The organism is Mycobacterium aquaticum (assembly GCF_002086485.1).
Taxonomy (GTDB): domain Bacteria; phylum Actinomycetota; class Actinomycetes; order Mycobacteriales; family Mycobacteriaceae; genus Mycobacterium; species Mycobacterium aquaticum.
Genome location: NZ_MVHF01000014.1, coordinates 1 through 20,278, shown reverse-complemented (window position 1 = coordinate 20,278; position 20,278 = coordinate 1). Strand labels below are relative to the sequence as shown.

Genomic DNA, 20,278 nt, shown 5'->3' with positions numbered 1-20,278 from the left:
GATCACTTGCGCGGCGGCTGCAGGACTTTCATCGCCAAGCGCATGATCGGTTCGGGCACGCGGTCCTTGGACTCTAGGGCGGCGTTCGCTGCTCGGGTCCGCAGCGGGGTTCCGCGACCGAACCACCGGTTCAACGGCCCGCCCGAGGGTTCCAAATCGACGTGCAGTGGCGGCTTACCGTCGGCTGCGCCGAGGGCATGGGAGATGACGACCCGCTGGATCTCGCTGGTGCCCTCAAAGATGGTGTAGAGCTTGGCATCTCGGTACCACTTCTCGAGCGGGTGATCGGTGACGTAGCCCCAGCCGCCCATGGTCTGGATGGCCCGTTCGGTGGTCCGCACTGCCACCTCGCTGGCCGCCAGCTTCGACATCGAACCCTCGCCGCGGTCGAACGGCACTCCGGTGGCCGCCATCCAGGATGCCCGCCAGGTGAGCAGTCGGGCGGCGTCGATCTGGGTGGCCAGGTCGGCGAGTGGGAACGCGATGCCCTGGTTGTCAATGATGGGCGCGCCGAACGCTTCCCGGCGGTTCGCGTACTCGGTGGCGTATTCCAATGCGGCCCTGGCAATTCCGAGCGCCTGCGCGGCCACCATTGGCCGCGTCTGCTCGAAGGTGCCCAGCGTCGCCGAGCCGGAATGCCGCGCGCCCTCGACGGCTTCCCGCGCCCGCGCCAGCTTGTACTCCAGTTTCTCCTGGCCGCCGAGCAGATTCTCGGCGGGGACCCGGACGTCGTTGAATCTCAGCTCCGCGGTGTGGGAGGCACGGCAGCCGAGCTTGTCGAGTTTCCGCACCATTTCCAGCCCCGGCGTGCCGCCCTCCACGATGAACAGCGCCTGTCCCTTGTGGCCGAGTTCCTTGTCGACCACGGCGTTGACCACATGCACGTTGGCGATGCCACCGTTGCCGATCCACATCTTGTGACCGTTGATGATCCAGTCGGCGTCGGGCTCTGGGCCGCTGCGGACGGCGTGAGTGCGGAGATTGCGGACGTCACTGCCGCCTTCGGGCTCGGAGATGGCCAGCGCCGCGAGCTTCAGATCGCCCGGGCTGCCGAAACATTCGGGAGCCCATTTCAGCATCTGTTCGGGCGAGGCGGCCTGACCGATCGCCGACAGCGCCAGGGCCGGCATGACGATCGCGAGGCCGATGCCCGCGCAGCCCCAGAACAGTTCCTCCATGAACATCGGAAGGGACAGTCCGGTCGGGTCGCCGATCAGGTCACGGTAGAACAACGGGCTGTAGAAGCCTTGGGCTGCTGCTTCTTCAAGGACCGGCCACGGGAACTCCTGCCGTTGGTCGTAGTCGGCGGCGACTGGCCGCACCACCTGTTCGGCGAAGTCGTGGGTCCGGCGGGCCAGGTCGTGCTGGGCAGCGGTCGGGGTGAGGTCGAATGCCACGGCGTGGGGGTACCCCGTCGTTGCGGAAAAAATGCGGGGCGGCCAGAACTATATGCCCGGCTCAGGCGTCGTCGACGCTCACCCGCAGCCGCGGTTTGGGCTCGCTGCCCGGTGCGGCGACGCGCTCCCAGATCGCGTCGACCATCGGCTGGAGCAGCAGCTCGCCCATCTGCCGCACCAGCACGGTGACCACCTGGGCGGATTCGCGGCGCTTGACCGATGCCCGCCCGGAGGTGCGCAGCTTGCCGACCTCCTGCTGGGTGAGTTCGACGAGTACGTCGAGCAGATGCAGCCGCTCGGCCGACGGGTCGAGGAGGGCTCGGCGCACGTAGTTCACAACCGGAGGGTTGTCGCGCAGCATCTGGCGGACAGCCTCGTCGCGGACCGCCACGGTGGCGTTGGCCGGCACCTGCGCCAGAGTGGACGCGAAGTGGTCGGCCACCAGCTGGTCGACGGCATCGCGCAGGCCGGCCTTGGTCTTGAAATGGTGCTGCACCAGGCCGAGGGTGACACCGGCCTCGGCGGCAATGGTGCGCAAAGCGATTCGGTCCTCGCCGTGCTGTGCGAAGAGTTCCAGCGCGGTGTTGCGAATTCGGGCCTTGGCGGTCAGGTCCTCGTCGTTCATCTGCCCATCCCGATACATTCGACCAGTAAACGATACAAGTGTATCGTCTGCGGCATGTCGGAACTGTTTCCTGTCTACCGCGCCACCTGGGAAAGCGATCAACACCGTGAGCTCCGTCGGCATGCCGCGGAGTTTCTGCGCAAGGAAGCGACACCGAATCAGGACCGCTGGGCCCGCAATCATCAGGTGGACAGGGAGTTCTGGACCAAGCTCGGTGATGCCGGGCTCCTCGGCCTCGACCTGCCCGAGGAATACGGGGGCACCGGCGGCGACTTCGGATACTCGGCGATCGTGGCCGAAGAGCTTGCCCTGGCCCATGATTCGGCCTCGGGTTGGTCGGTGCACTCGCCGATCGTCGCGCACTATCTCAACACCTATGGCAACGACGAGCAGAAGCGGCGCTGGTTGCCCAAGGTCATCAGTGGCGAGCTGGTGCTCGCGATCGCCATGACCGAGCCTGGCACGGGGTCCGACCTGCAGGCGGTGCGCACGACCGCGGTTCGCGACGGCGACGAGTACGTCATCAACGGGTCGAAGACGTTCATCTCCAACGGTTCTCACTGCGATCTGCTGGTGATCGTCGCCAAGACCGACCCGAGCGCGGGTGCCGCCGGGGTGTCGTTGATCGTCGCCGAAACCGACGATGCCCTACAGGGTTTCGAACGCGGGCGGGTGTTGGAGAAGGTCGGGCAGCACGGTCAGGACACCCGCGAGTTGTTCTTCACCGACATGCGCGTGCCGGCGGCCAATCTGCTGGGCGCCCAGGAAGGGCTGGGGTTCTATCAATTGATGGAGCAGCTGGCGCGCGAGCGGCTGGTGATCGCATCGATCTGCGCGGGCATGGCCGAAGCCGCTGTGCTGGAGGCGATCAAGTACACCAAACAACGCGAAGCGTTCGGCCGTGAGCTGATCAAGTTCCAGCACACCCGGTTCGAGCTCGCCGAACTGAAAGCCGAGGTGCTGTCCATCAAGACCACCGTCGACTACTGCGTACAGCAGCTCATCGACGGCACCATCGACCCCGCGCTGGCCTCCATGGCCAAGCTGGTGGCCGCTGACAAGGGGGTCGCCGTCGTCGATCGCTGTGTGCAGTTCTTCGGCGGGTACGGCTACATGATGGAGTACCCCATCGCCCGCGCTTATGCGGCCGCGCGCGTCAACAAGATCTACGGCGGCACCAGCGAGATCATGAAGGAGATCATCAGCCGAGCGCTGTAACGACCGCGACGGGCGAGCGTGAATTGTGACATCGTTTGAACATGAGCAACCGTGACAACGCCGCTGACGAGTACAGCGTCGATGACGACGACCAGTTGACTCAGGAGGACGCCCTCATCGACCGAGGCGTCGACGATCTGCTCGACGAGGGATACACGCCTCCGGATCGCTGGCGGGAACCCCGCGACCACGAGACCCTTGATGAGCTGCTTGCCGAGGAGGAGCCCGACCCGGCGATGCAGCTCGACGATCCGGACTATCCCGACGAACAGGCCGGCGAGGACGAGGTCGGAGACCGCCGTTCAGGCCGCCTGGTGGCTCCCAACGCGGGATTCGGCGAAGACGACGAGGATGAACTGCTCGGGTATGAAGTTGGCATCGACGGGGGCGCGGCCTCCGCTGAGGAAGCCGCGGTCCACATCATCCCGGAATCATCGCCGGATGGCGGTCTGTCGTTCTGACGCCACGGACACCGTGAGCACCAGTAGGCCGCCGACCGCGAGCAGCGCACCCGCAGCAGCGGGGGCCGTGTAGCCGTAGCCCGCCGCGATGACGAGGCCGCCCACCCAGGCGCCGGTCGCGTTGCCGATGTTCAGCGCGGAGTGATTGAGCGCGGCGGCCAGCGTCTGCGCGTCGTGCGCCACGTCCATCAGCCGCGTCTGCAACGCCGGGCCCACGGCCGATCCGGCGGCGCCCACGCCGAACAGCACCAGCAGCGCGGTCCACGGATTGTGGGCGGCCGCGACGAACACCGCCAGCAGAATCCCCAGCGTGCCGAGGGACAGGTAGAGCGCCCGGATCACCGACGTGTCGGCCAGCCTGCCGCCGACCAGGTTGCCGACCACCATGCCGAGGCCGAACACCATGAGCGCAACCGGAACCAGCGCGCGGGACAGCCCGGCGACGTCGGTCATCGTGGTGCTGATGTAGGTGTAGACGGCGAACATGCCGCCGAAGCCGATCATGCCGACCAGCACGGCCAGCCAGACCTGGGGGCGGCGCAACGCACCGAGCTCGGTCAGCGGGCTGGTGGCGTGCATGTTGCGCAGGTGATCGGGCAGCCAGAACCACAGCGCGACCCACGTGATCACGCCGATGGCGACCACCAGGCCGAACGCGCTGCGCCAGCCCAGCGCCTGACCGAGCCACGAGGCGATCGGCACACCGAGCACCGTCGCGATGGTCAGACCCGAGAGCACGTGCGCGACGGCCTTGGCCCGGTTCTGTGGGCCCATCAGATGCGCGGCGGCCAGCGCGGCGATCCCGAAGAACGCGCCGTGCGGCAGTCCTGCGACGAAGCGCGCCGCGACCAGGGTCGGGTACGAGGGCGCCACCATGCTGGCGAGGTTGCCCAGGGTGAACACGGTGATCAGGCCCAGCAGCAGCGCCTTGCGCGGCAGCCGGGCGGTGACGGCCGCGATGACCGGTGCGCCGACGACGACGCCCAGCGCATAGGCCGATATGACGTGGCCCGCGGTGGGTTCGCTGATGCCGAAGCTCGATGCGATGTCGGGCAGCAGACCCATGGCGACGAACTCGGTGGTGCCGATGCCGAAGCCGCCGAGCGCCAGCGCGACCACGGCGAGCCAGCGCACGGTGGGATCGGGCGCGACCACGGAGACGGGGCCTGCCGGGCGGTTGGGGGAAGTCGTCGTCATGCGTATACGGCTCTCCGGTAGGGCGGGAAAATTGGGAGCTCTCGGACGGCACTGGCGAGAACGGCGTCTGCAACGCTAGCGGGACTTCTGATGTTCCATCAACTTACTTTTGCTTTTTGCATGCCAAAGTGAGCGAAGTTACGCTCAAAACATGTCGACCGTCGGTGAGGTGCTCGCTCTCATCCGCGACCGCCGTGACGTCACGCGCGCTGAGATCGGCCAGTTGACAGGCCTGTCCCGCACCGCGGTGGCCGCCCGGGTGGCTGCGCTCACCGAGCGCGGTCTGGTGGTCGAGACCGAGCAGGCGCCGTCCACCGGCGGCCGTCCCGCCGCATTGCTGTCTTTCAATGCCGACACCGGCGTGGTCTTGTCGGCGGCCATCGGCCGCAGCCGCACCCGGTTGGCCGTGTGCAATCTGGCCGGCGACGTCCTCGACCTCGCCGATATCGATCAGCAGCCCGACCTCGGTCCCGGCGATCTGATGCCCGACGTCGTCAAGCGTCTCGACGCGATGCTGGACGCACGAGCTGCAGCCCGGGTCTACGGCATCGGGGTGAGCCTGCCCGGCACCGTCGATCGGGCGCGCGGCGCCAGCTTGGACTCACCCATCCTGCCCGGCTGGGACGGAGTCGAGTTGCGACCCTACCTGCGGGAGTTGACCGATGCTCCCGTCGTCGTCGACAACGATGTCAATGTCATCGCCCTGGCGGAACGCAGCGGCGAACGCCGGGCCGTCGACGACATGCTGGTGCTCAAGGTGTCGACGGGTATCGGGGCGGGCATCATCACCGGCGGGGTGCTGCAGCGTGGCGCCGTGCAGGCCGCAGGGGAGTTGGGCCACAACAAGACTCCCGCGGCAGCCGGATTGCCGTGCCGCTGCGGCGACAGCGGATGTCTGGAGGCGATCGCCGGTGGCTGGGCGCTGGTGGCCGAGCTGGGGCGCGACGGCGTCAACCACGTGCGAGACCTGGTGCGGATCGCGCACGAGGGCGACGCCGACGCGCGCCGGATGATCCGGGACAGCGGCCGTCAGATCGGCGAAGTGATCGCCGCAGCGGTCAATCTGCTGAACCCCGCGGTGCTCGTCGTCGCGGGCGACATGGCAGGTGCCTACGAGATCTTCGTCGCCGGGCTGCGGGAAACGCTGTACGGCAACGCCACTGCGTTGGCCACCCGGGTATTGCAGGTGGCACCATCCACCTACGGGGATCGCTCCGGGGTGATCGGATGCGCCGCGATGGTCCTCGACGACGTGCTCAGCCCGCAGGCCATCGACGCGCTGTAGTCGCCGTTACGCCTTGGCGATGACGTGCTCGGCGAATTTCTCGAGGTGCCGGATCTTGCGATCCAGCGGTTCGGTGTCTTCACCCTTGATGTAGGGCAGCCGGAATCCGACGATCACGTCGGTCACGCCCTTGTCTTCGAGGCGTTTGACGCCGTCGAGGGTGAACGCGTCGGCCGAGATGACATGGATCTCGAACGGACCCGTGTGACCTTCTTCCTCGCGAATCCTGTTGAGCCGCTTGATCAGTACGTCGAGGTCGTCGGTGCCGCCGCCGTGCATCCAGCCGTCGCACCGGGCCGCCCGGCGCAGCGCGGCGTCGGCATGCCCGCCGACCAGGATCTGCACCGGCTTCGACGGCGCCGGAGTCATCTTGGTCTTGGGGATGTCGTAGAACTCGCCGTGGTACTCGAAGTACTCACCGGTGGTGAGCCCGCGGATGATGTCGATGCACTCGTCCATGCGCTTGCCCCGCTTGGCGAACGGCACGCCCATCAACTCGTAGTCCTCGGGCCACGGGCTGGTGCCCACACCGAGTCCGAGTCGGTTGTCGAACATCGCATTGAGCGACCCGACCTGCTTGGCCACCAGGGCGGGTGGCCGGATCGGCAGCTTGAGCACGAAAAAGTTGAACTTCAGTGTGGTGGTCACCGCGCACAGTGCCGAGGCCAGTACGAACGCCTCGATGAAGGACTTGCCGTCGAGAAACTCGCGGTTGCCGTCGGGCGTGTAGGGATATTTCGAATCCGACTCGAACGGGTAGGCGACGCTGTCGGGAATCGTCATGGCGTGGTAGCCGGCTGCCTCGGCTGCCTTGGCCAACGGGATGTAGTAGGTGGGATCGGTCATGGCTTCGGCGTAGGTGAACCGCATGGCCTACACACTAGAACGTGTTCTAGAAGTTGAGCCGGTCGATCGGTGAATGTTCAGGGCTACGATTGGCTCAACTGCCTCTCGCGACGTGCCCGTCGCCCGAGGGGATGGGAGTGAGTTTGATGGCAGAATCCTCGCACGCGGTCATTGCTCTGCAAATCAGCGACCTGATCCGCGATATCCAAGAGTCACCGCACACCGACGTCGACGCGGTTCTGAGTGAACTCGCCGAGAGTGGCGTCAACTACATCGACACTGCCCAGCACGCCGGCATCACCATCGCGTCTCGTGACGGGAAGCTCCACACGGCAGCCGCCACCAGCGAATACCCCGTACTCCTCGACAAGTTCCAGCAGCGGTGCGGCGAGGGCCCTTGTCTGACGGCGGCATGGGAACAGCACATCACCAAAATCGACGATATCGAGGCCGAACAGCGCTGGCCCGCCTACTGTCGAGACACCCGCGAAGAAACCCCGATCCGCTCGATCATGGCGTTTCAGCTCTATGCCGACCACCAGACGATGGGCGCCTTGAACTTCTACGCCGAGCGTCCGTACGCGTTTGACGCCGACGCGGTGGAGGCCGGTCTGATCGTCGCCACCCACGCCGCGCTGGCGTGGAACCTGCTGCGTCGTGACCAACAGTTCCGCAGCGCGCTGGCCTCCCGCGACATCATCGGCCAGGCGAAAGGCATGCTGATGGAACGCTTCAAAATCGATGCTGTCCAAGCCTTCGAGGTGCTCAAGCGGTTGTCACAGAACTCCAACACGCCTCTTGTCGACGTTGCGCACGACATCGTGACTGCTGATCGGGCCTCCGATGTCGTCGACAACTGAGGGGGTCAGCCCCCGCGCCCGCGCCGACGCTGCCAGGTTACGGGTCAACGAACTTCAGCAACGCCGCTCCGAACTGGCTCGTGGCATCGCGCCGACGGCGCAGGACGTTGCGTACGCCAAACTGCGTGCGAAGGAGTCTCGGCGGCATGCGTACGCCGCCCATCTGGCTGCTGCCCAACGGCACGCCGAGGCCGGTGAAGCTCACCGGCGCGTAGCCGCTGCGGTCGATGCGGCAGCGGCTTAGGCCAGCTCCTCCATGAGCAGCAGCGCACCCTTGACGCCGCCCTCGGCGAAGCGGAATGCCGTGCAGCTCACCCTGATTCGGGTATGACGGCCGCGCCGGTTGACGGCGTCGACAGTCACCTCTCCGGCCTGGCCGGAATCGACGAACGCATTGGCGATGAGGGGTCTGATCCTTTCGAGGGGCAGTCCCATGTCGAGCGACGTGAACACCGTGTCGGTCGTCTCATCGGAACGCAGCCCCCACAGATCCTCGCAATGCCGGTTCCACACAACCACGCGCATCTCGCGGTCGACGACCACCATGCCGAGATGCACTGAGTTGACCAGGGAATCCAGGAATGTGCGGGCATGGTCGAGCTCGCTGCTGCGTTCGCGCAACGTGTCGTTGATGGTGTCCAGCTCGTCGTTGGTGGACTGCAACGCTTCCACCGTCGACTGCAGTTCTTCGTTGGTGGACTGCAATGCTTCCACCGTCGACTGCAGTTCTTCGTTGGTGGACTGCAATTCCTCGTACGCCGCCTCCAACTGGCGGTTGGTCTGCACCACTTTGTCGACGAGGGCTCGGGTCGCGGTGACGTCGAAGAACACGATCGACACACCCAGCAGGCCGTTCTCGGCGTCCACCAGCGGGTTGACGTGGATCTCGAACCACACGGTCTCCGCACCGGGACGTTGCCACTTCACGTCCGGGATCCGGGCCGAGCGGAGTTCGACCTTGGCCTGCTCGATGTATGCGTGGAGCTCGACCGGGCGGTAGGAGACCTCCAGATCCCGCAGCAGCCGGCCGATGTCGTCCTCGGACAGGCCGAAGATCGACTCGGCCTGCTGATTGATCATCGCGACGGTGTCTTCGCCGGTGACGGCCAATTGGGCGACCGGGCTGGCCCGGAAAGCAAGCTCGCGCACCGTGGTCAGGCCCGGCGGGTCACCGTGCCGGTCATACATCGACGCCGCCAGGTCGTAGCGTTCCAGCCCGGTGTGCGAACCCGCGGCTTTGCGGAACACCCGGTGTTTGAGGTTCAGCGGCGTGAAGCCGTCGGCGTGGCTGAGCAGCATCTCGGCGTGGCCGAGAAACAGCGCGCCCTGTGCCGTGAGCGCGAAATGTAAGCGGCCCAACACGTTTCGCTGGGCCTCTGCATTGAGGTACATCAGGGTGTTGCGGCAGACCAGCAGGTCGACGCGCGAGATCGGGACGTCCTTGACCAAGTCGTTGCGCCCGAAGATGACCGCGCGGTGCAGGTCTTTATGAAAGATGTAGCGGCCGTTGAGCTGTTCGAAATAGCGCGACAACAGATCGGGCGGCACTGACTCGACCGACTTCTGGTCGTAGGAGGCGGCGCGGGCTTGGGTGAGGGCTCCCTCATCGATGTCGGTGGCGTAGATCTTGACCCGCTGGCGGAATGCCTCGGGCCCGAGAGCCTCAGCCAGCAGGATGGCCAGCGTGTAGGCCTCCTGCCCGGAGGCACACCCAGCGCTCCATACCCGGACGGGATCGTCGGGCCCTCGCTCGGCGAGCAGCCGGGGGATGACATCGGTGCGCACGAAGTCCCACGCGTCGGGGTCTCGGAAAAACGACGAGACGTTGATCAGGATGGTGTTGAACAGTGCCGAGAATTCCTCGGAGCTGGCCTGCAGTACGTCGAGGTATTGGTCGAAGGTGTCATAGCCGGCGTGGTCCATGCGATGGCGGACCCGCCGGACCAGTGACGTGCGCTTGTAACCGGTGAAGTCGAATCCGCGTGAGTCACGCATGTAGCGCAACAACGCCTCGAAGGATTCGTCGGTCGGTTCCATGTTGCCCCGGTCACCCGTCTGCAGGTGAAACCGACACTACTCGGCACTACAGCGAATTCTCCGGACCGACGACTGCCCACACGGTCTTGCCCGTCGATGTCGGTGTGCTGCCCCACGCGCGGGCCAGCGCAGCGACCACGGCGAGCCCAGACACTGTGTCGCCGCCCCGATGCGGATCCTCATGCCGAACCGCGGGCGTGCGGTTGTCGTCGGCAACCGCGATGGTGACGGCGTCGCCGCGGCTCTCCACGATCAGTCGCGGCGCACTGAGGGTGTGTTCCAGGACGTTTTCGACCAGGACATCGACCACGATGGCGGCAACGGGAAGGACGTCTGTTTGCGACCAGGTCGTCAACCACTCGGCGACCAGTTGCCGCGCGCGGCGCACACTGGAATGCACTGCAGGCAATTGAGCGCGTGCGCGCCGACGCTGTGGCTTCAGATCGCCGCTGCGGGCGGCGACGTGCGCCGAATCCAACGTCGCGTACAGCGGGACATATCGACCGATGCCATTTCGCCTGATCGCATCGCGACCAGCGGCATTGCGGCAGACCAGGAGCAGGGGTACGTCCGGCCAGACGCTGATGTGCCAGCGTGCGCTGGTGAAGACACACCAAGCCGACTCGGCCGAAACTTGCAGATCGGTGACGTCGACAATAACTGCCCGCGGCTCATCCAGCGCTGCCTTGATGACCGCGTCGCGCAGGTCGCGGTATGTGCTGCCGTCGAGGACACCGTCCACGCTGAGAACCTGGTTGTCACCCCACGCGCGGGTCGAGACGGCGAGAGGGCTTTGCGCGCTAGCCACCGCGGTCCTCCGACTGACGGGTCGCGGCGGACAGTCGTTCGTCGAGGACCGATAGCGCGTGCTCGGCTTCGTCGGCGATCGTGGAGTAGCGGTCGGCGATCAGTCCGGGGCCGGTCTGTTTTGCGAGGTACCGCGACAGCTTGGCTTTTTCTTGGAGGCTGCGCACCGCGAACCACAGCGCGCTCTCCATTTCCTGACCGCGCCGCAGCAGCCAGCGATAACTCCCCACGAATATCTCTGCGAGCGAATCACTACAGTCCGGGCAGACATAGCCCGACGGGGGACCAAGCGCCTCGCTGTCGGAATCGGTCGAAAATGGTTCTGTCATCGCAATTCTGCTCTCGAGCTCCATCGAGTCGTCGGGTTCCATGTCACGCTCCTCGATCACCCGCCCGCTGAGCTGTTCGATGAGACCGCCCATCTCCGAAGCGTCGGCTTGATGGTGCGTCGGCAGGCATGTGCAGCACCACAAGTACCGCATAGGGCAGATCCGGTGGCAGCCCAGCCGCCAAACGGGTCAACGCCTCCACGCCACCGGCGGAAGCGCCGACCGCGACCACACCTGTTGCCCCGTCAAACTCTGTCATCGCGCACCTTTATGTGGCCTGGTTACCCAACCTACGCCTCGGCAATGCATCGCGACACGGCATGATTTCCATGTGCGGCCCTGGCTTACCCGCAATGTCCGGGTGCTCTCCGCGGTGTCGTTTCTGCAGGACGCCGCGAGCGAACTTCTCTATCCACTGCTGCCCATCTACTTGACCGCCGTCCTAGGTGCTCCACCTGCGGTGGTGGGCGCGGTCGAGGGCGTGGCGGAAGGTGCCGCAGCGATGACCAAGCTGGCGGCGGGTCCGCTCGGGGACCGGTTCGCAAAGCGTCCGTTGATCGCCACCGGTTACGGCATGGCCGCACTGGGCAAGGTGATTGTCGCGGCCGCCGGAGCCTGGCCTGGCGTGCTCGCGGGGCGTGTCGTGGACCGTCTCGGCAAAGGTGTGCGGGGCGCCCCGCGGGATGCCCTGCTGGTGGCCGGCGTCGACGAGTCCTTCCGCGGTCGGGTATTCGGATTCCACCGGGCCATGGACACTTTGGGCGCAGTGGTCGGGCCGTTGCTCGGCCTCGCGGGTTATGAACTGCTCGACCACCAGATCCCGCCGCTGCTGTGGATCGCGGTGATACCCGCTGTGCTCAGTGTGGCGCTCGTGTTCCTGGTCACCGAGAAAGGACGGTCGCCGGGAAAGCCGCGCACGCCGACGTTCGCGCGGGTGCGCGATCTGCCCGGCCGCTACTGGCGGGTGACGGCCGTGCTGGTGCTGTTCGGGCTGGTGAACTTTCCCGACGCCCTACTGTTGTTGCGGCTCAACGAGATCGGCTTCTCCGTCGTCGAGGTGATCCTGGCCTACGTGACCTACAACGTGGTATACGCGATCTCCAGTTATCCGGTGGGACTGCTGGCCGACCGGATCGGGCGGTTACCGGTGTTCGGCGTCGGGTTGGTGTTCTTCGCGGTCGGCTACGCCGGGCTCGGGCTGACCACCGATCCCGTGGTGGCCTGGCTGCTGATCGGCGCGTACGGCCTGTTCACCGGGTGCACCGACGGGGTCGGCAAGGCCTGGGTGTCGTCGTTGGTCGGCGCGGATCTGCAGGGCAGTGCCCAGGGTGTTTTCCAGGGCCTCAGCGGTTTTGCTGTGCTCGGCGCCGGACTGTGGGCCGGGCTGCTGTGGAACGGCATCCCGGGGCAGGCCGGGCAGCTGCCGCTACTGGTGTCAGGTATCGCCGGTGGTGTGTTCGCGGTGGCCCTGCTCGCCACCAGCGCCGTCACTCGACGACGGTGACCTCGACGTTCGGCAGGGCGAACGGCGGCGCGCCGATGCCGGCGATCGAATAGCTGCCCTGTGCGGTGCGTTCGGTGATTCGCGCGTCCACGCAACGGGATTCGATGGTAAGCCGCACCGGGCCGACGCTGACGGAGTCCGGTGCGTCGAGAATCGTTCCGCGCCAGTGGTATCGGCCATCGATGGGATCCACGTGTCCGGTCAGGCGCACCCGCACGGGGTGTTCCTGGTCGGCGATCTGCAGTGTCGCAGCGCCGTCGTACACGTCGTCGTCGGCCTCCGCGCCGGCGCTCGTCGGCACCGCGCCGCCACGTGGTGCGTCGGCGGGCAGGAACCCGGTGCGGCGCCACAACCGACGCGCGATGGGGCCCATCAGCCCGACCTCTTCCAGGAACGCACCCAGTGGGGCGAATCCGGCGATCTGGGTCTCGTGCCGGTGGGTGCTGGCGCGGGCCATCGTGCGGGCGGCGCGGGCGTCGAGACCGACGCGGTGGTACTGCACCTTGTTGGTGAACAAGAAGCGGAAGAACAGACCGCCGACCCCGTTGAGATTGCCGACCCAGGCGCGGGTGATCCACGGCATCGTCGGCGTGCGCTTGCGCAGCCCGTCGCGGGCGAACTGGATGTGCCTGGCCTCCTCGGTGACATGAATCCGCATGAGGCGCTGGATCATTGGCTGCAGTTCCGGATCATCCATCATCTGCCGCTGCAGCGAGTCGAAGATCTCCTCGCCGATCAGGGCCGCCACCCACAGCAACGAGCCGCGGAATGCGAACGGCAGGGCGTTGATGATGATGCGCTGGTAGAGCCGCGGGCGCACCGGTTTGGCGTCGACCTTCTCGATCGCTCTGCCGAACATCACCATGTGCCGGGTTTCGTCGCCGAGTTCGGTGAGCTCGTAGTGGGTGGCGCGGGCGGTGGGATCCTGATGCATCATCTTGCGCAGCAGCGCCTGGTTGAGGATGTTCTCGAACCAGATGCCGGCCGAGAGGGTGTTGACCAGCTCCTGGCGCGACAGCTCGATCTGCTGGACGCGGGTCATGCTGTCCCACAATGGCGTTCCATACAGCGACACCGTCTTCGGCGGCAGATAGAACTTGTCGGGGTCCAGCGGTGCGTCCCAGTCGATGTCCACGACCGGCGCATAGGATTTGCGCACCGAACCCTTGAGCAGGCGCTCGGAGAACTCGTCACGTGTGGCGGCGTTGGCCGCCCTGACCGAAGATGTCACCGTTGACGTCCCTTCGACTGACCGGAGCGAAGCTGCTCATCGAAATTAGGGCCCTCCGCAACATTTAGTCAATACCTACGGTACCGCATACTTTGGCGGGCGGCCGGATCGTTACCCTTCGGGTGTGCGCCACATCCATGTCATCGGTATCGGCGCGGGCGACCCTGACTACGTCACGGCACAAGCGGTTTCCGCGCTCAACGCCACCCAGGTGTTCTTCGCGATGGACAAGGCCGCGCGCCGCGGCACCGCTACCGACGAGCTGGTGGGGCTGCGACGAGCCATCTGCGAACGGTTCATCGAGGAGCCCGGCTACCGGTTCGTCGAACTGGTCGACCCGCCGCGCGCGACGACCGGCGACTACACCAGCGCTGTCGCCGACTGGCACGCCGAGCGGGCCAGGATCTGGGCGCAGGCCATCGAGACCGAACTCGGCCCGGACGGTGTCGGTGCGTTCCTGGCGTGGGGGGACCCGTCGCTGTACGACAGCACGCTGCGCATCCTCGACCGGGTCGCCGAGCACGTGGAATTCGACTACGACGTCATTCCGGGCATCACCGCCGTCCAGGCACTGACCGCGCGGCATCGCATACCGCTCAACGACATCGGCGAGCCGGTGCTGATCACCACGGGCCGCCGGTTGCGCGACGAGGGCATCTCGGGCACCGCGGTGGTGATGCTCGACGCCGAATGCTCGTTCCAGGATTGCCCGCAGCAGACCCACATCTGGTGGGGCGCCTACCTCGGCACACCCGACGAGATCCTGTTCGCCGGCCGCGTCGGGGAAGTGGGCGAGCAGATCGTCGCGGCGCGGGCCGAGGCGCGCGAACGCCACGGCTGGATCATGGACACCTACCTACTGCGATCGGCAGACTGACACCCATGACCTCATTTCTGTTGCGCGCCGGGCTGACCGGGCTCGCACTGTGGATCGTGACGCTGATCGTGCCGGGAATGAGTTTCGTCGGCGGCGACACCACGCTGCAGCGCGTCGGCATCATCTTCGTCGTCGCAGTCATCTTCGGCGTCGTCAACGCCATCATCAAACCGATCGTGCAGATCCTGTCGATACCGCTCTACATCCTGACCCTCGGGCTCATCCACATCGTGATCAACGCCCTCATGCTCTGGATCACGTCGCGGATCACCGAGAGCACCACCCACTGGGGCCTGCAGATCAACGAGTTCTGGTGGACCGCGATCTGGGCGGCGATCGTACTGTCGATCGTCAGCTGGCTGCTCTCACTGGTCTGGCAGCCCGAGCGCTGAGAGCTGCTCGGCCAGATCGGCCGCGGTATCGGCGGCCGCCTCGGCGTTCCCATCGTGTTCCAGCGCCCAGCACGCCGCCAGCGTGCGGTAGGCGAGCTGCTCGGCGACCACCACCGTGGGCCACATGCGTTCCGCGGCAGCGCGTTGCGCAGCCGATCCGCCGACGCCGATGTCGTACGCGGGCAGCATCGCCATTGCCTGCAGCTGCAGATCCCGACGATCGGTGCGGGCCGCCGGTGAGGTGACGTCACCGGCCGCAAGGTGCGCGATTGCCGTCTCGACCGCGGCCAGGGTGGCCGAGATGGCAGCGCTGAGCCCGGCCGGCGGACGGCCGCGTTCGGTCACCCAATACACCAAAAGGGCTACCGCACAACCGATCAGCGTGTCACCGCCGCGGGCCAGCAGCAGGTCCCCGACGTCGGCGACCGCGGCACCGCCCGACGCGATGGTCAGCGCTGCGGGCGTGATGAAGATGACGGCAAGCGTGTAGTTGCGCACCACGAACATCTCGATGGCGAACTGCAACGCGCCCAGCACCAAGGCCAACCACGCTCCGTGCGGGTGCAGGGCCAGGATCGCCCCGGCAACGCCGAGCCCGACCCAGGTGCCCAGCGTGCGTTCGATGCCGCGCTGTACGGTGCGCAGCCAGTCAAATCCCTGATGCAGCATCAGCACCGCGGTCGCCATCGCCCAATACGCGTGGCTGATACCCAGAGCACCGGCGACGGCGCCGGCGATCACTACCGCGATTCCGACGCGCGCGGTCAGCCGCAGCGAGTTCGAACCAGGGGTCACCGCACGACGCAACAGTGTCGCCGCGCTCGGCCTGCCGAGCGGAACCCCTTCGGCGCCATGGTCGTCGACGAAGGCGTCGGCCGGCACGGTGGCCAGATGCCTGGCCAGCTCGGCCCCGTCGAACGGCAACGGCCGGCCGGTGTCGGCGCACCGCATGGCCTCCGCGAACAACGCGTGCAGACGACGGTTGATCACCCGCAGGCGGTAGAGCGTGTCGTCAGGTTTGGGCTGCACGGGCTGGTAGGTGACGAGCGTGATCCATGCGGTGTGCAGGAGCGTGGCAGCCCGGTGCCGCGCAGATGCCTCGGCGGCCGGGTCACCAATCGTGTCGATGTACCCGGCGATCGCATTCGCGGCGGCCGCTACCGCGGCGCGCTCCGGGCCGCGCGGACGTACGAGCGCTCCCGCCATGTGAACCACCCACGCGAAGGCACCGCCGGCGAGCACCAGCGCCGCCAGGTGCAGCGGCGACAGGTGCGTGGTGGCCACGCCGGTGCCCGCGGCGCACGCCAGCACGAAGAGGTAGGCGCCGGGCGGTCCGATGGCCAGCGCATTGCACACCAGTGCTGCGACCATCGCGATCACCGTCACCGTTCCGACCGCAAGCCACGGCGTCGCGGCTGCCCAATCCCCGAGTGCCACCGCGGCCGCAAAGCTCAGCACCACCGCGCCCAGATACATGCCCCGGTTGAGATAGGGCCTGCCGCTGCCGTACACCGACGTGAACCCGCCGATGGTGGCGATCAACCCGGCAGCGGTGTGTCCTACCGCCCAGCCGACCAACACCGGGACCGCCATGCACAGCCCGGCACGCAGCGCGAACAGCAGACGTTGCGGCCCCGGATTGAGCACGAAGACGTTGCGCAGCGGGTGGGACGCCGGTTTTGGCGCGGGCCGGTCTGGCATGGATACCAGCATGCTCGGTGCCGGCCTGACACACTGGTAGGCGTGCCCGAGTTGCCTGAGGTAGAGGCCCTCGCCGACCACCTGCGTCGACATGCCACCGGACGGACGGTGACGCGCGTCGACGTGGCCGCGTTGTCAGTGCTCAAGACCTTCGACCCGCCGGTGTCGGCGCTGCACGGGCAGACCGTCACCGGGGCGGACCGGTGGGGCAAGTACCTGGGGCTGCAGGCCGGTGACCTCTACCTGATCACCCACCTGTCCCGCGCCGGCTGGCTGCGCTGGTCGGACAAGCTCGCGCCGACCCCGCTCAAACCGTCGGGCAAGGGGCCCATCGCGCTGCGCGTGCACCTCGAAGGTGAGGGCTTCGACCTCACCGAGGCAGGCACGCAGAAGCGGCTGGCGGTGTGGGTGGTACGCGACCCGGCCGACGTGCCCCAGATCGCGGCGCTCGGGCCTGACGCGCTGTCACTGGATCAGACCGCGCTGGCCGCCGCGCTGGCGGGCGAGAGCGGCCGCATCAAGAACGTGATCACCGACCAGAAGGTGATCGCCGGGATCGGCAACGCCTACAGCGACGAGATCCTGCACGTGGCCAAGCTGTCGCCCTTCGCGACCGCGGGCAAGCTCACCGAGGCCCAGCTGGCCGATCTGCACGATGCGATGATCTCGGTGCTCACCGATGCGGTGACCCGCTCGGTCGGGCAGCAGGCGGCGACGCTGAAGGGCGAGAAGCGATCCGGGCTACGCGTGCATGCCCGCACCGGCCTGCCCTGCCCTGTGTGCGGGGACACCGTGCGGGAAGTGGCGTTCGCGGACAAGTCTTTTCAGTACTGCCCGACGTGTCAGACGGGCGGCAAGGTGCTCGCCGACCGTCGGATGTCGCGGCTGCTGAAGTAGGGGCATTGACAGTCACCGCAGACCAGCCCACCTGGGTGTCGGGCGCCGCCGCGACCATGACCATCCTCGCGACCGGGCTGGGTTCCAGCATCACCGCGGCCGATCCGGTGATCCTCTCGGCCAACATCTCCTCCGTGCGGGCCGGCCTGCAGCTGTCCGCCGGGACCGCCAGCTTCGTCGCGAGCGTCGCCACTCTCACGTTGGCCGCGACCGTCCTGGGAGCCGGAGCGCTCGGCGACAAGTACGGCATGAAGCGGATGTACACCCTCGGTCTGCTGGGCACCGTGGTGTTCGGTGTCCTCGCCGCCGCGGCCCCCAACGCCGCCATGCTGATATTCGTCCGCGCCGCAATCGGTGTGGCGTTCGCGCTGCAGCTGGGCCTGTCGCTGGCCATCATCAACGTCGTCTTCCCGCCACCACGCCGGGCGATCGCGATCTCGCTGCACCTGGGCGCGAGTTTCGCCGTTGCGGTTCCGATGCCGGCCGTCGGCAGCCTGCTGGTTGCGCACATCGGTTGGCGCACCGGCTTTCTCGTCGCACCCGTGGTGGCGCTCATCGCCGTGGTCCTGCTCCTGCGCTACGTACCCGAAACACCGCGCGGTACCCGTCGACTCGACGTGGCCGGCCTCCTGCTGGTGGCGGTGGCATTGCTGGCCACGGTCTACGGTCTGGCACATCTGCAGGGCGGGCTGAACACCATGGCCATCGTCTGCATAGCGCTCGGTCTGGCCGCCGGCGCCGGATTCGTCGCCTACGAACTGCGCACGCCCAGCCCGGCTCTCGACATGCGCATCTTCCGGTCCGGGGCGTTCGACGCCGCGGTCTTCGCCGGTGCCAGTTTCAATTTTCTGGGCGGCGGCATGACCATCCTGCTCGCCTTCTACCTCGTCTCCGTCCGGGACGAATCCTCAACGCTGCTCGGCCTTCTCATGGCACCGGCGGCGCTGCTGTCCGCACTTGGCGCGGCAGCGGCGGGCCGGGCAGCCGCACGAGTGGGCGGGCGAGCAGTGCTCGTCGTCGGATTGCTCCTGCTGCTGGCCGGGGTGCTGGTCCTGACGCGGCTCGGGGAACACAGCCCGCTGTGGGTCCTGTTCGCGGCCGTCGCGTTCAACGCTGTCGGAGCCGCCGTCGCGGAGACAATCGAAGCGACCATCATGCTCGAAACCGCGCCCGTGGAGCTGAGCGGCGCCGTCTCGGCGGTTAAAAGTGGTGTGGGCCAGGCTGCCTACTCCCTCGGACCTGCGGTGTTCGCGCTGATCGGCACGACGGTGTTCCTGCACTCCGGCCGGGACAAGCTTGCCGGGGCCGGGATCACCGACGATCAGGCGCGCGAGGCGCTCAGGGCGGCGCACGGTGCCCCCGGCGCGGTCGGCGGTGCCAACGTGTTGGATCCGCAGCAGGCGCGAGAGGTGGTGGCGGGAGCCCAGGCGAGCATGGTCGAGGCGATCCACACGCTGGGCTGGATACTGACCGCTGTGCCGCTGGTGGCGATCGTCGTCGTGCTCGTGCTGGTGCGACCACGCCCGAACGGCACCCGCACCGGAAGCATTTCTTGACAGCTGTCTAACTCGGTTATCCTGCTGCCATGACCCGCCAGAAGATCCTCATCACCGGTGCCAGCTCGGGCCTGGGCGCCGGCATGGCCCGGCAGTTCGCCGCCAAGGGCCGCGACCTGGCGTTGTGCGCGCGCCGCACCGACCGGCTCGACGAACTCAAAGCCGAACTGGCAGATCGCCACCCCTACATCAAGGTGGCGGTCGCGGCGCTCGACGTCAACGACCACGAGGCGGTGCCCCGGGTGTTCTGCGAGCTGTCCGAGGAACTCGGCGGGATCGACCGCGTGATCGTCAACGCCGGGATCGGAAAGGGCTGGCCGCTTGGCGAGGGCAAGCCCTGGGCCAACAAGGCCACGCTGGAAACAAATCTCGTTGCCGGACTGGTGCAGATCGAGTCCGCGTTGGAGATGTTCAAGAAATCCGGCTCTGGGCACCTCGTGCTGATCTCGTCGGTGCTGGGCAACAGCGGCGTGCCGGGCGGCAAGGCCGCCTACTGCGCCAGCAAGGCCGGCATGTCCTCGCTCGGGGAGTCGCTGCGTGCCGAGTACGACAAGGGCCCGATCCGCGTGACGGTCATCGAGCCGGGCTACATCGAGTCGGAGATGACGGCCCAGGCGAACTCGACCATGCTCATGGTCGACAACGAGACCGGGGTGCGGGCGATGGTCGAGGCCATCGAGAAAGAGAAGGGCCGCGCCGTGGTGCCGCGGTGGCCGTGGGCGCCGTTGACTCAGCTGCTGCGGCTGTTACCGCCCAAGTACACCAAGCGTTTCGCGTAGCCGGGGCCAGGTCTACTCGGCGCGGCCCCGCTCGACGCGGTAACGGCGCACCAGCGCATCGGTTGACGAGTCGGACTGCTTGGCCGGCGACTCGTCGGAGGTGATCACCGGCAGCAGCGCCTTGGCCTGGGTTTTGCCGAGTTCGACGCCCCATTGGTCGAAGGAGTCGATGCCCCAGATGGCGCCTTCGGTGAAGACTTGGTGTTCGTAGAGGGCGATGAGTTGGCCGATGACCGAGGGGGTGAGTTTGGTGGCCAGGATCGAGGTGGTCGGCCGGTT

19 protein-coding genes and 3 pseudogenes are annotated in these 20,278 nt (G+C 67.0%); 12 read left to right on the top strand and 10 right to left on the bottom strand.

Going from position 1 to position 20,278, the window contains the following annotated elements; genetic code table 11:
- Positions 1-2: 2 nt before the first annotated feature.
- Positions 3-1,397, bottom strand: a complete 1,395-nt coding sequence (locus BST13_RS15540) for an acyl-CoA dehydrogenase family protein (RefSeq protein WP_083164926.1) — start codon at positions 1,395-1,397, stop codon at positions 3-5.
- Positions 1,398-1,458: 61 nt separating this feature from the next.
- Positions 1,459-2,022 (bottom strand): TetR/AcrR family transcriptional regulator, encoded by a 564-nt coding sequence (locus BST13_RS15535; RefSeq protein ID WP_245839645.1) that lies wholly within the window; start codon positions 2,020-2,022, stop codon positions 1,459-1,461.
- A 54-nt stretch (positions 2,023-2,076) separates the two neighbouring features.
- Here BST13_RS15535 and BST13_RS15530 point away from each other — a divergent pair, with 54 nt between their 5' ends.
- Together BST13_RS15530 and BST13_RS15525 are read left to right on the top strand one after the other, a co-directional pair.
- Positions 2,077-3,240, top strand: a complete 1,164-nt coding sequence (locus BST13_RS15530) for an acyl-CoA dehydrogenase family protein (RefSeq protein WP_083164924.1) — start codon at positions 2,077-2,079, stop codon at positions 3,238-3,240.
- 41 nt (positions 3,241-3,281) lie between these two features.
- The gene (locus tag BST13_RS15525; RefSeq protein WP_083164923.1) at positions 3,282-3,701 is read left to right on the top strand and encodes a DUF5709 domain-containing protein; all 420 of its coding nucleotides are present in this window, start codon (positions 3,282-3,284) and stop codon (positions 3,699-3,701) included.
- Here the strand turns inward: BST13_RS15525 and BST13_RS15520 are convergent.
- Positions 3,672-4,898 carry an MFS transporter gene (locus BST13_RS15520; RefSeq protein ID WP_083164922.1) on the bottom strand — a complete coding sequence of 409 codons (1,227 nt, stop codon included), beginning with the start codon at positions 4,896-4,898 and terminating at the stop codon, positions 3,672-3,674. The two genes, BST13_RS15525 and BST13_RS15520, sit on opposite strands and share 30 nt — an antisense overlap.
- 151 nt (positions 4,899-5,049) lie before the next feature.
- On the opposite strand from BST13_RS15520, the gene BST13_RS15515 reads away from it, so the two are divergent.
- The gene (locus tag BST13_RS15515) at positions 5,050-6,183 is read left to right on the top strand and encodes an ROK family protein (RefSeq protein WP_083164921.1); all 1,134 of its coding nucleotides are present in this window, start codon (positions 5,050-5,052) and stop codon (positions 6,181-6,183) included.
- Positions 6,184-6,189: 6 nt separating this feature from the next.
- Here the strand turns inward: BST13_RS15515 and BST13_RS15510 are convergent, their stop codons facing one another.
- Positions 6,190-7,053: an LLM class flavin-dependent oxidoreductase gene (locus tag BST13_RS15510; RefSeq protein ID WP_083164920.1), complete on the bottom strand. Its 864-nt coding sequence runs from the start codon at positions 7,051-7,053 to the stop codon at positions 6,190-6,192.
- Positions 7,054-7,175: 122 nt separating this feature from the next.
- Here BST13_RS15510 and BST13_RS15505 point away from each other — a divergent pair, with 122 nt between their 5' ends.
- Both BST13_RS15505 and BST13_RS38700 read left to right on the top strand, forming a co-directional pair.
- Entirely contained in the window at positions 7,176-7,889 is a 714-nt protein-coding gene (locus BST13_RS15505) for a GAF and ANTAR domain-containing protein (protein WP_083164919.1), read from the top strand.
- A complete protein-coding gene (locus tag BST13_RS38700) occupies positions 7,873-8,133 on the top strand; it encodes a hypothetical protein (RefSeq protein WP_142282793.1) in 261 nt (86 codons plus the stop codon). The genes BST13_RS15505 and BST13_RS38700 overlap by 17 nt, the downstream gene beginning before the upstream one ends.
- On the opposite strand, the gene BST13_RS15500 is transcribed toward BST13_RS38700, so the two are convergent.
- The 3 genes and pseudogenes from BST13_RS15500 to BST13_RS15490 all read right to left on the bottom strand — a co-directional run bounded on the left by BST13_RS15500 (position 8,130) and on the right by BST13_RS15490 (position 11,321).
- Positions 8,130-9,926, bottom strand: coding sequence for a CheR family methyltransferase (locus BST13_RS15500; protein WP_083164918.1), 1,797 nt, complete (start codon positions 9,924-9,926; stop codon positions 8,130-8,132). The two genes, BST13_RS38700 and BST13_RS15500, sit on opposite strands and share 4 nt — an antisense overlap.
- Positions 9,927-9,972: 46 nt before the next feature.
- A complete protein-coding gene (locus BST13_RS15495; protein WP_083164917.1) occupies positions 9,973-10,734 on the bottom strand; it encodes an STAS domain-containing protein in 762 nt (253 codons plus the stop codon).
- Positions 10,727-11,321, bottom strand: a pseudogene (locus BST13_RS15490) (chemotaxis protein CheB). The gene BST13_RS15495 and the pseudogene BST13_RS15490 overlap by 8 nt, the downstream one beginning before the upstream one ends.
- Before the next feature lie 72 nt (positions 11,322-11,393).
- Between BST13_RS15490 and BST13_RS15485 the strand changes: the two are divergent.
- Positions 11,394-12,566: an MFS transporter gene (locus BST13_RS15485; RefSeq protein WP_083164916.1), complete on the top strand. Its 1,173-nt coding sequence runs from the start codon at positions 11,394-11,396 to the stop codon at positions 12,564-12,566.
- Here BST13_RS15485 and BST13_RS15480 read toward each other — a convergent pair.
- Complete coding sequence (locus tag BST13_RS15480) at positions 12,550-13,797, bottom strand: diiron oxygenase (RefSeq protein ID WP_083164915.1); 1,248 nt, start codon at positions 13,795-13,797, stop codon at positions 12,550-12,552. The genes BST13_RS15485 and BST13_RS15480 overlap by 17 nt on opposite strands.
- Positions 13,798-13,921: 124 nt before the next feature.
- Between BST13_RS15480 and cobF the strand changes: the two genes are divergently transcribed.
- Positions 13,922-14,674 (top strand): precorrin-6A synthase (deacetylating), encoded by a 753-nt coding sequence (cobF, locus tag BST13_RS15475; RefSeq protein WP_083164914.1) that lies wholly within the window; start codon positions 13,922-13,924, stop codon positions 14,672-14,674.
- A gap of 5 nt (positions 14,675-14,679) precedes the next feature.
- On the top strand, positions 14,680-15,066 hold the full coding sequence (locus BST13_RS15470) for a phage holin family protein (protein ID WP_029372550.1): 387 nt from the start codon (positions 14,680-14,682) through the stop codon (positions 15,064-15,066).
- On the opposite strand, the gene BST13_RS15465 is transcribed toward BST13_RS15470, so the two are convergent.
- Positions 15,040-16,767 carry an FUSC family protein gene (locus BST13_RS15465; RefSeq protein ID WP_211296099.1) on the bottom strand — a complete coding sequence of 576 codons (1,728 nt, stop codon included), beginning with the start codon at positions 16,765-16,767 and terminating at the stop codon, positions 15,040-15,042. The two genes, BST13_RS15470 and BST13_RS15465, sit on opposite strands and share 27 nt — an antisense overlap.
- Here BST13_RS15465 and BST13_RS39755 point away from each other — a divergent pair.
- The 4 genes and pseudogenes from BST13_RS39755 to BST13_RS15450 all read left to right on the top strand — a co-directional run.
- Positions 16,732-17,055 (top strand): annotated as a pseudogene (locus BST13_RS39755) (DNA-formamidopyrimidine glycosylase family protein); the annotation flags it as partial. The gene BST13_RS15465 and the pseudogene BST13_RS39755 overlap by 36 nt on opposite strands.
- Before the next feature lie 120 nt (positions 17,056-17,175).
- Positions 17,176-17,664: a zinc finger domain-containing protein gene (locus BST13_RS39750; RefSeq protein WP_425437023.1), complete on the top strand. Its 489-nt coding sequence runs from the start codon at positions 17,176-17,178 to the stop codon at positions 17,662-17,664.
- Between the two features lie 5 nt (positions 17,665-17,669).
- The gene (locus BST13_RS15455; RefSeq protein ID WP_245839643.1) at positions 17,670-19,220 is read left to right on the top strand and encodes an MFS transporter; all 1,551 of its coding nucleotides are present in this window, start codon (positions 17,670-17,672) and stop codon (positions 19,218-19,220) included.
- A gap of 29 nt (positions 19,221-19,249) precedes the next feature.
- Positions 19,250-19,999: an SDR family oxidoreductase gene (locus BST13_RS15450; RefSeq protein WP_083164912.1), complete on the top strand. Its 750-nt coding sequence runs from the start codon at positions 19,250-19,252 to the stop codon at positions 19,997-19,999.
- Positions 20,000-20,011: 12 nt separating this feature from the next.
- Here the strand turns inward: BST13_RS15450 and BST13_RS15445 are convergent.
- Positions 20,012-20,278 (bottom strand): annotated as a pseudogene (locus tag BST13_RS15445) (glucose-6-phosphate isomerase); the annotation flags it as partial.

Bases quoted from the DNA above. Each gene is read 5' to 3' on its own strand.
- BST13_RS15535 (WP_245839645.1), bottom strand. From the start codon at position 2,022: ATGAACGACGAGGACCTGACCGCCAAGGCCCGAATTCGCAACACCGCG.
- BST13_RS15530 (WP_083164924.1), top strand. From the start codon at position 2,077: ATGTCGGAACTGTTTCCTGTCTACCGCGCCACCTGGGAAAGCGATCAA.
- BST13_RS15525 (WP_083164923.1), top strand. From the start codon at position 3,282: ATGAGCAACCGTGACAACGCCGCTGACGAGTACAGCGTCGATGACGAC.
- BST13_RS15520 (WP_083164922.1), bottom strand. From the start codon at position 4,898: ATGACGACGACTTCCCCCAACCGCCCGGCAGGCCCCGTCTCCGTGGTC.
- BST13_RS15515 (WP_083164921.1), top strand. From the start codon at position 5,050: ATGTCGACCGTCGGTGAGGTGCTCGCTCTCATCCGCGACCGCCGTGAC.
- BST13_RS15510 (WP_083164920.1), bottom strand. From the start codon at position 7,053: ATGCGGTTCACCTACGCCGAAGCCATGACCGATCCCACCTACTACATC.
- BST13_RS15505 (WP_083164919.1), top strand. From the start codon at position 7,176: ATGGCAGAATCCTCGCACGCGGTCATTGCTCTGCAAATCAGCGACCTG.
- BST13_RS38700 (WP_142282793.1), top strand. From the start codon at position 7,873: ATGTCGTCGACAACTGAGGGGGTCAGCCCCCGCGCCCGCGCCGACGCT.
- BST13_RS15500 (WP_083164918.1), bottom strand. From the start codon at position 9,926: ATGGAACCGACCGACGAATCCTTCGAGGCGTTGTTGCGCTACATGCGT.
- BST13_RS15470 (WP_029372550.1), top strand. From the start codon at position 14,680: ATGACCTCATTTCTGTTGCGCGCCGGGCTGACCGGGCTCGCACTGTGG.
- BST13_RS15465 (WP_211296099.1), bottom strand. From the start codon at position 16,767: ATGCCAGACCGGCCCGCGCCAAAACCGGCGTCCCACCCGCTGCGCAAC.
- BST13_RS15450 (WP_083164912.1), top strand. From the start codon at position 19,250: ATGACCCGCCAGAAGATCCTCATCACCGGTGCCAGCTCGGGCCTGGGC.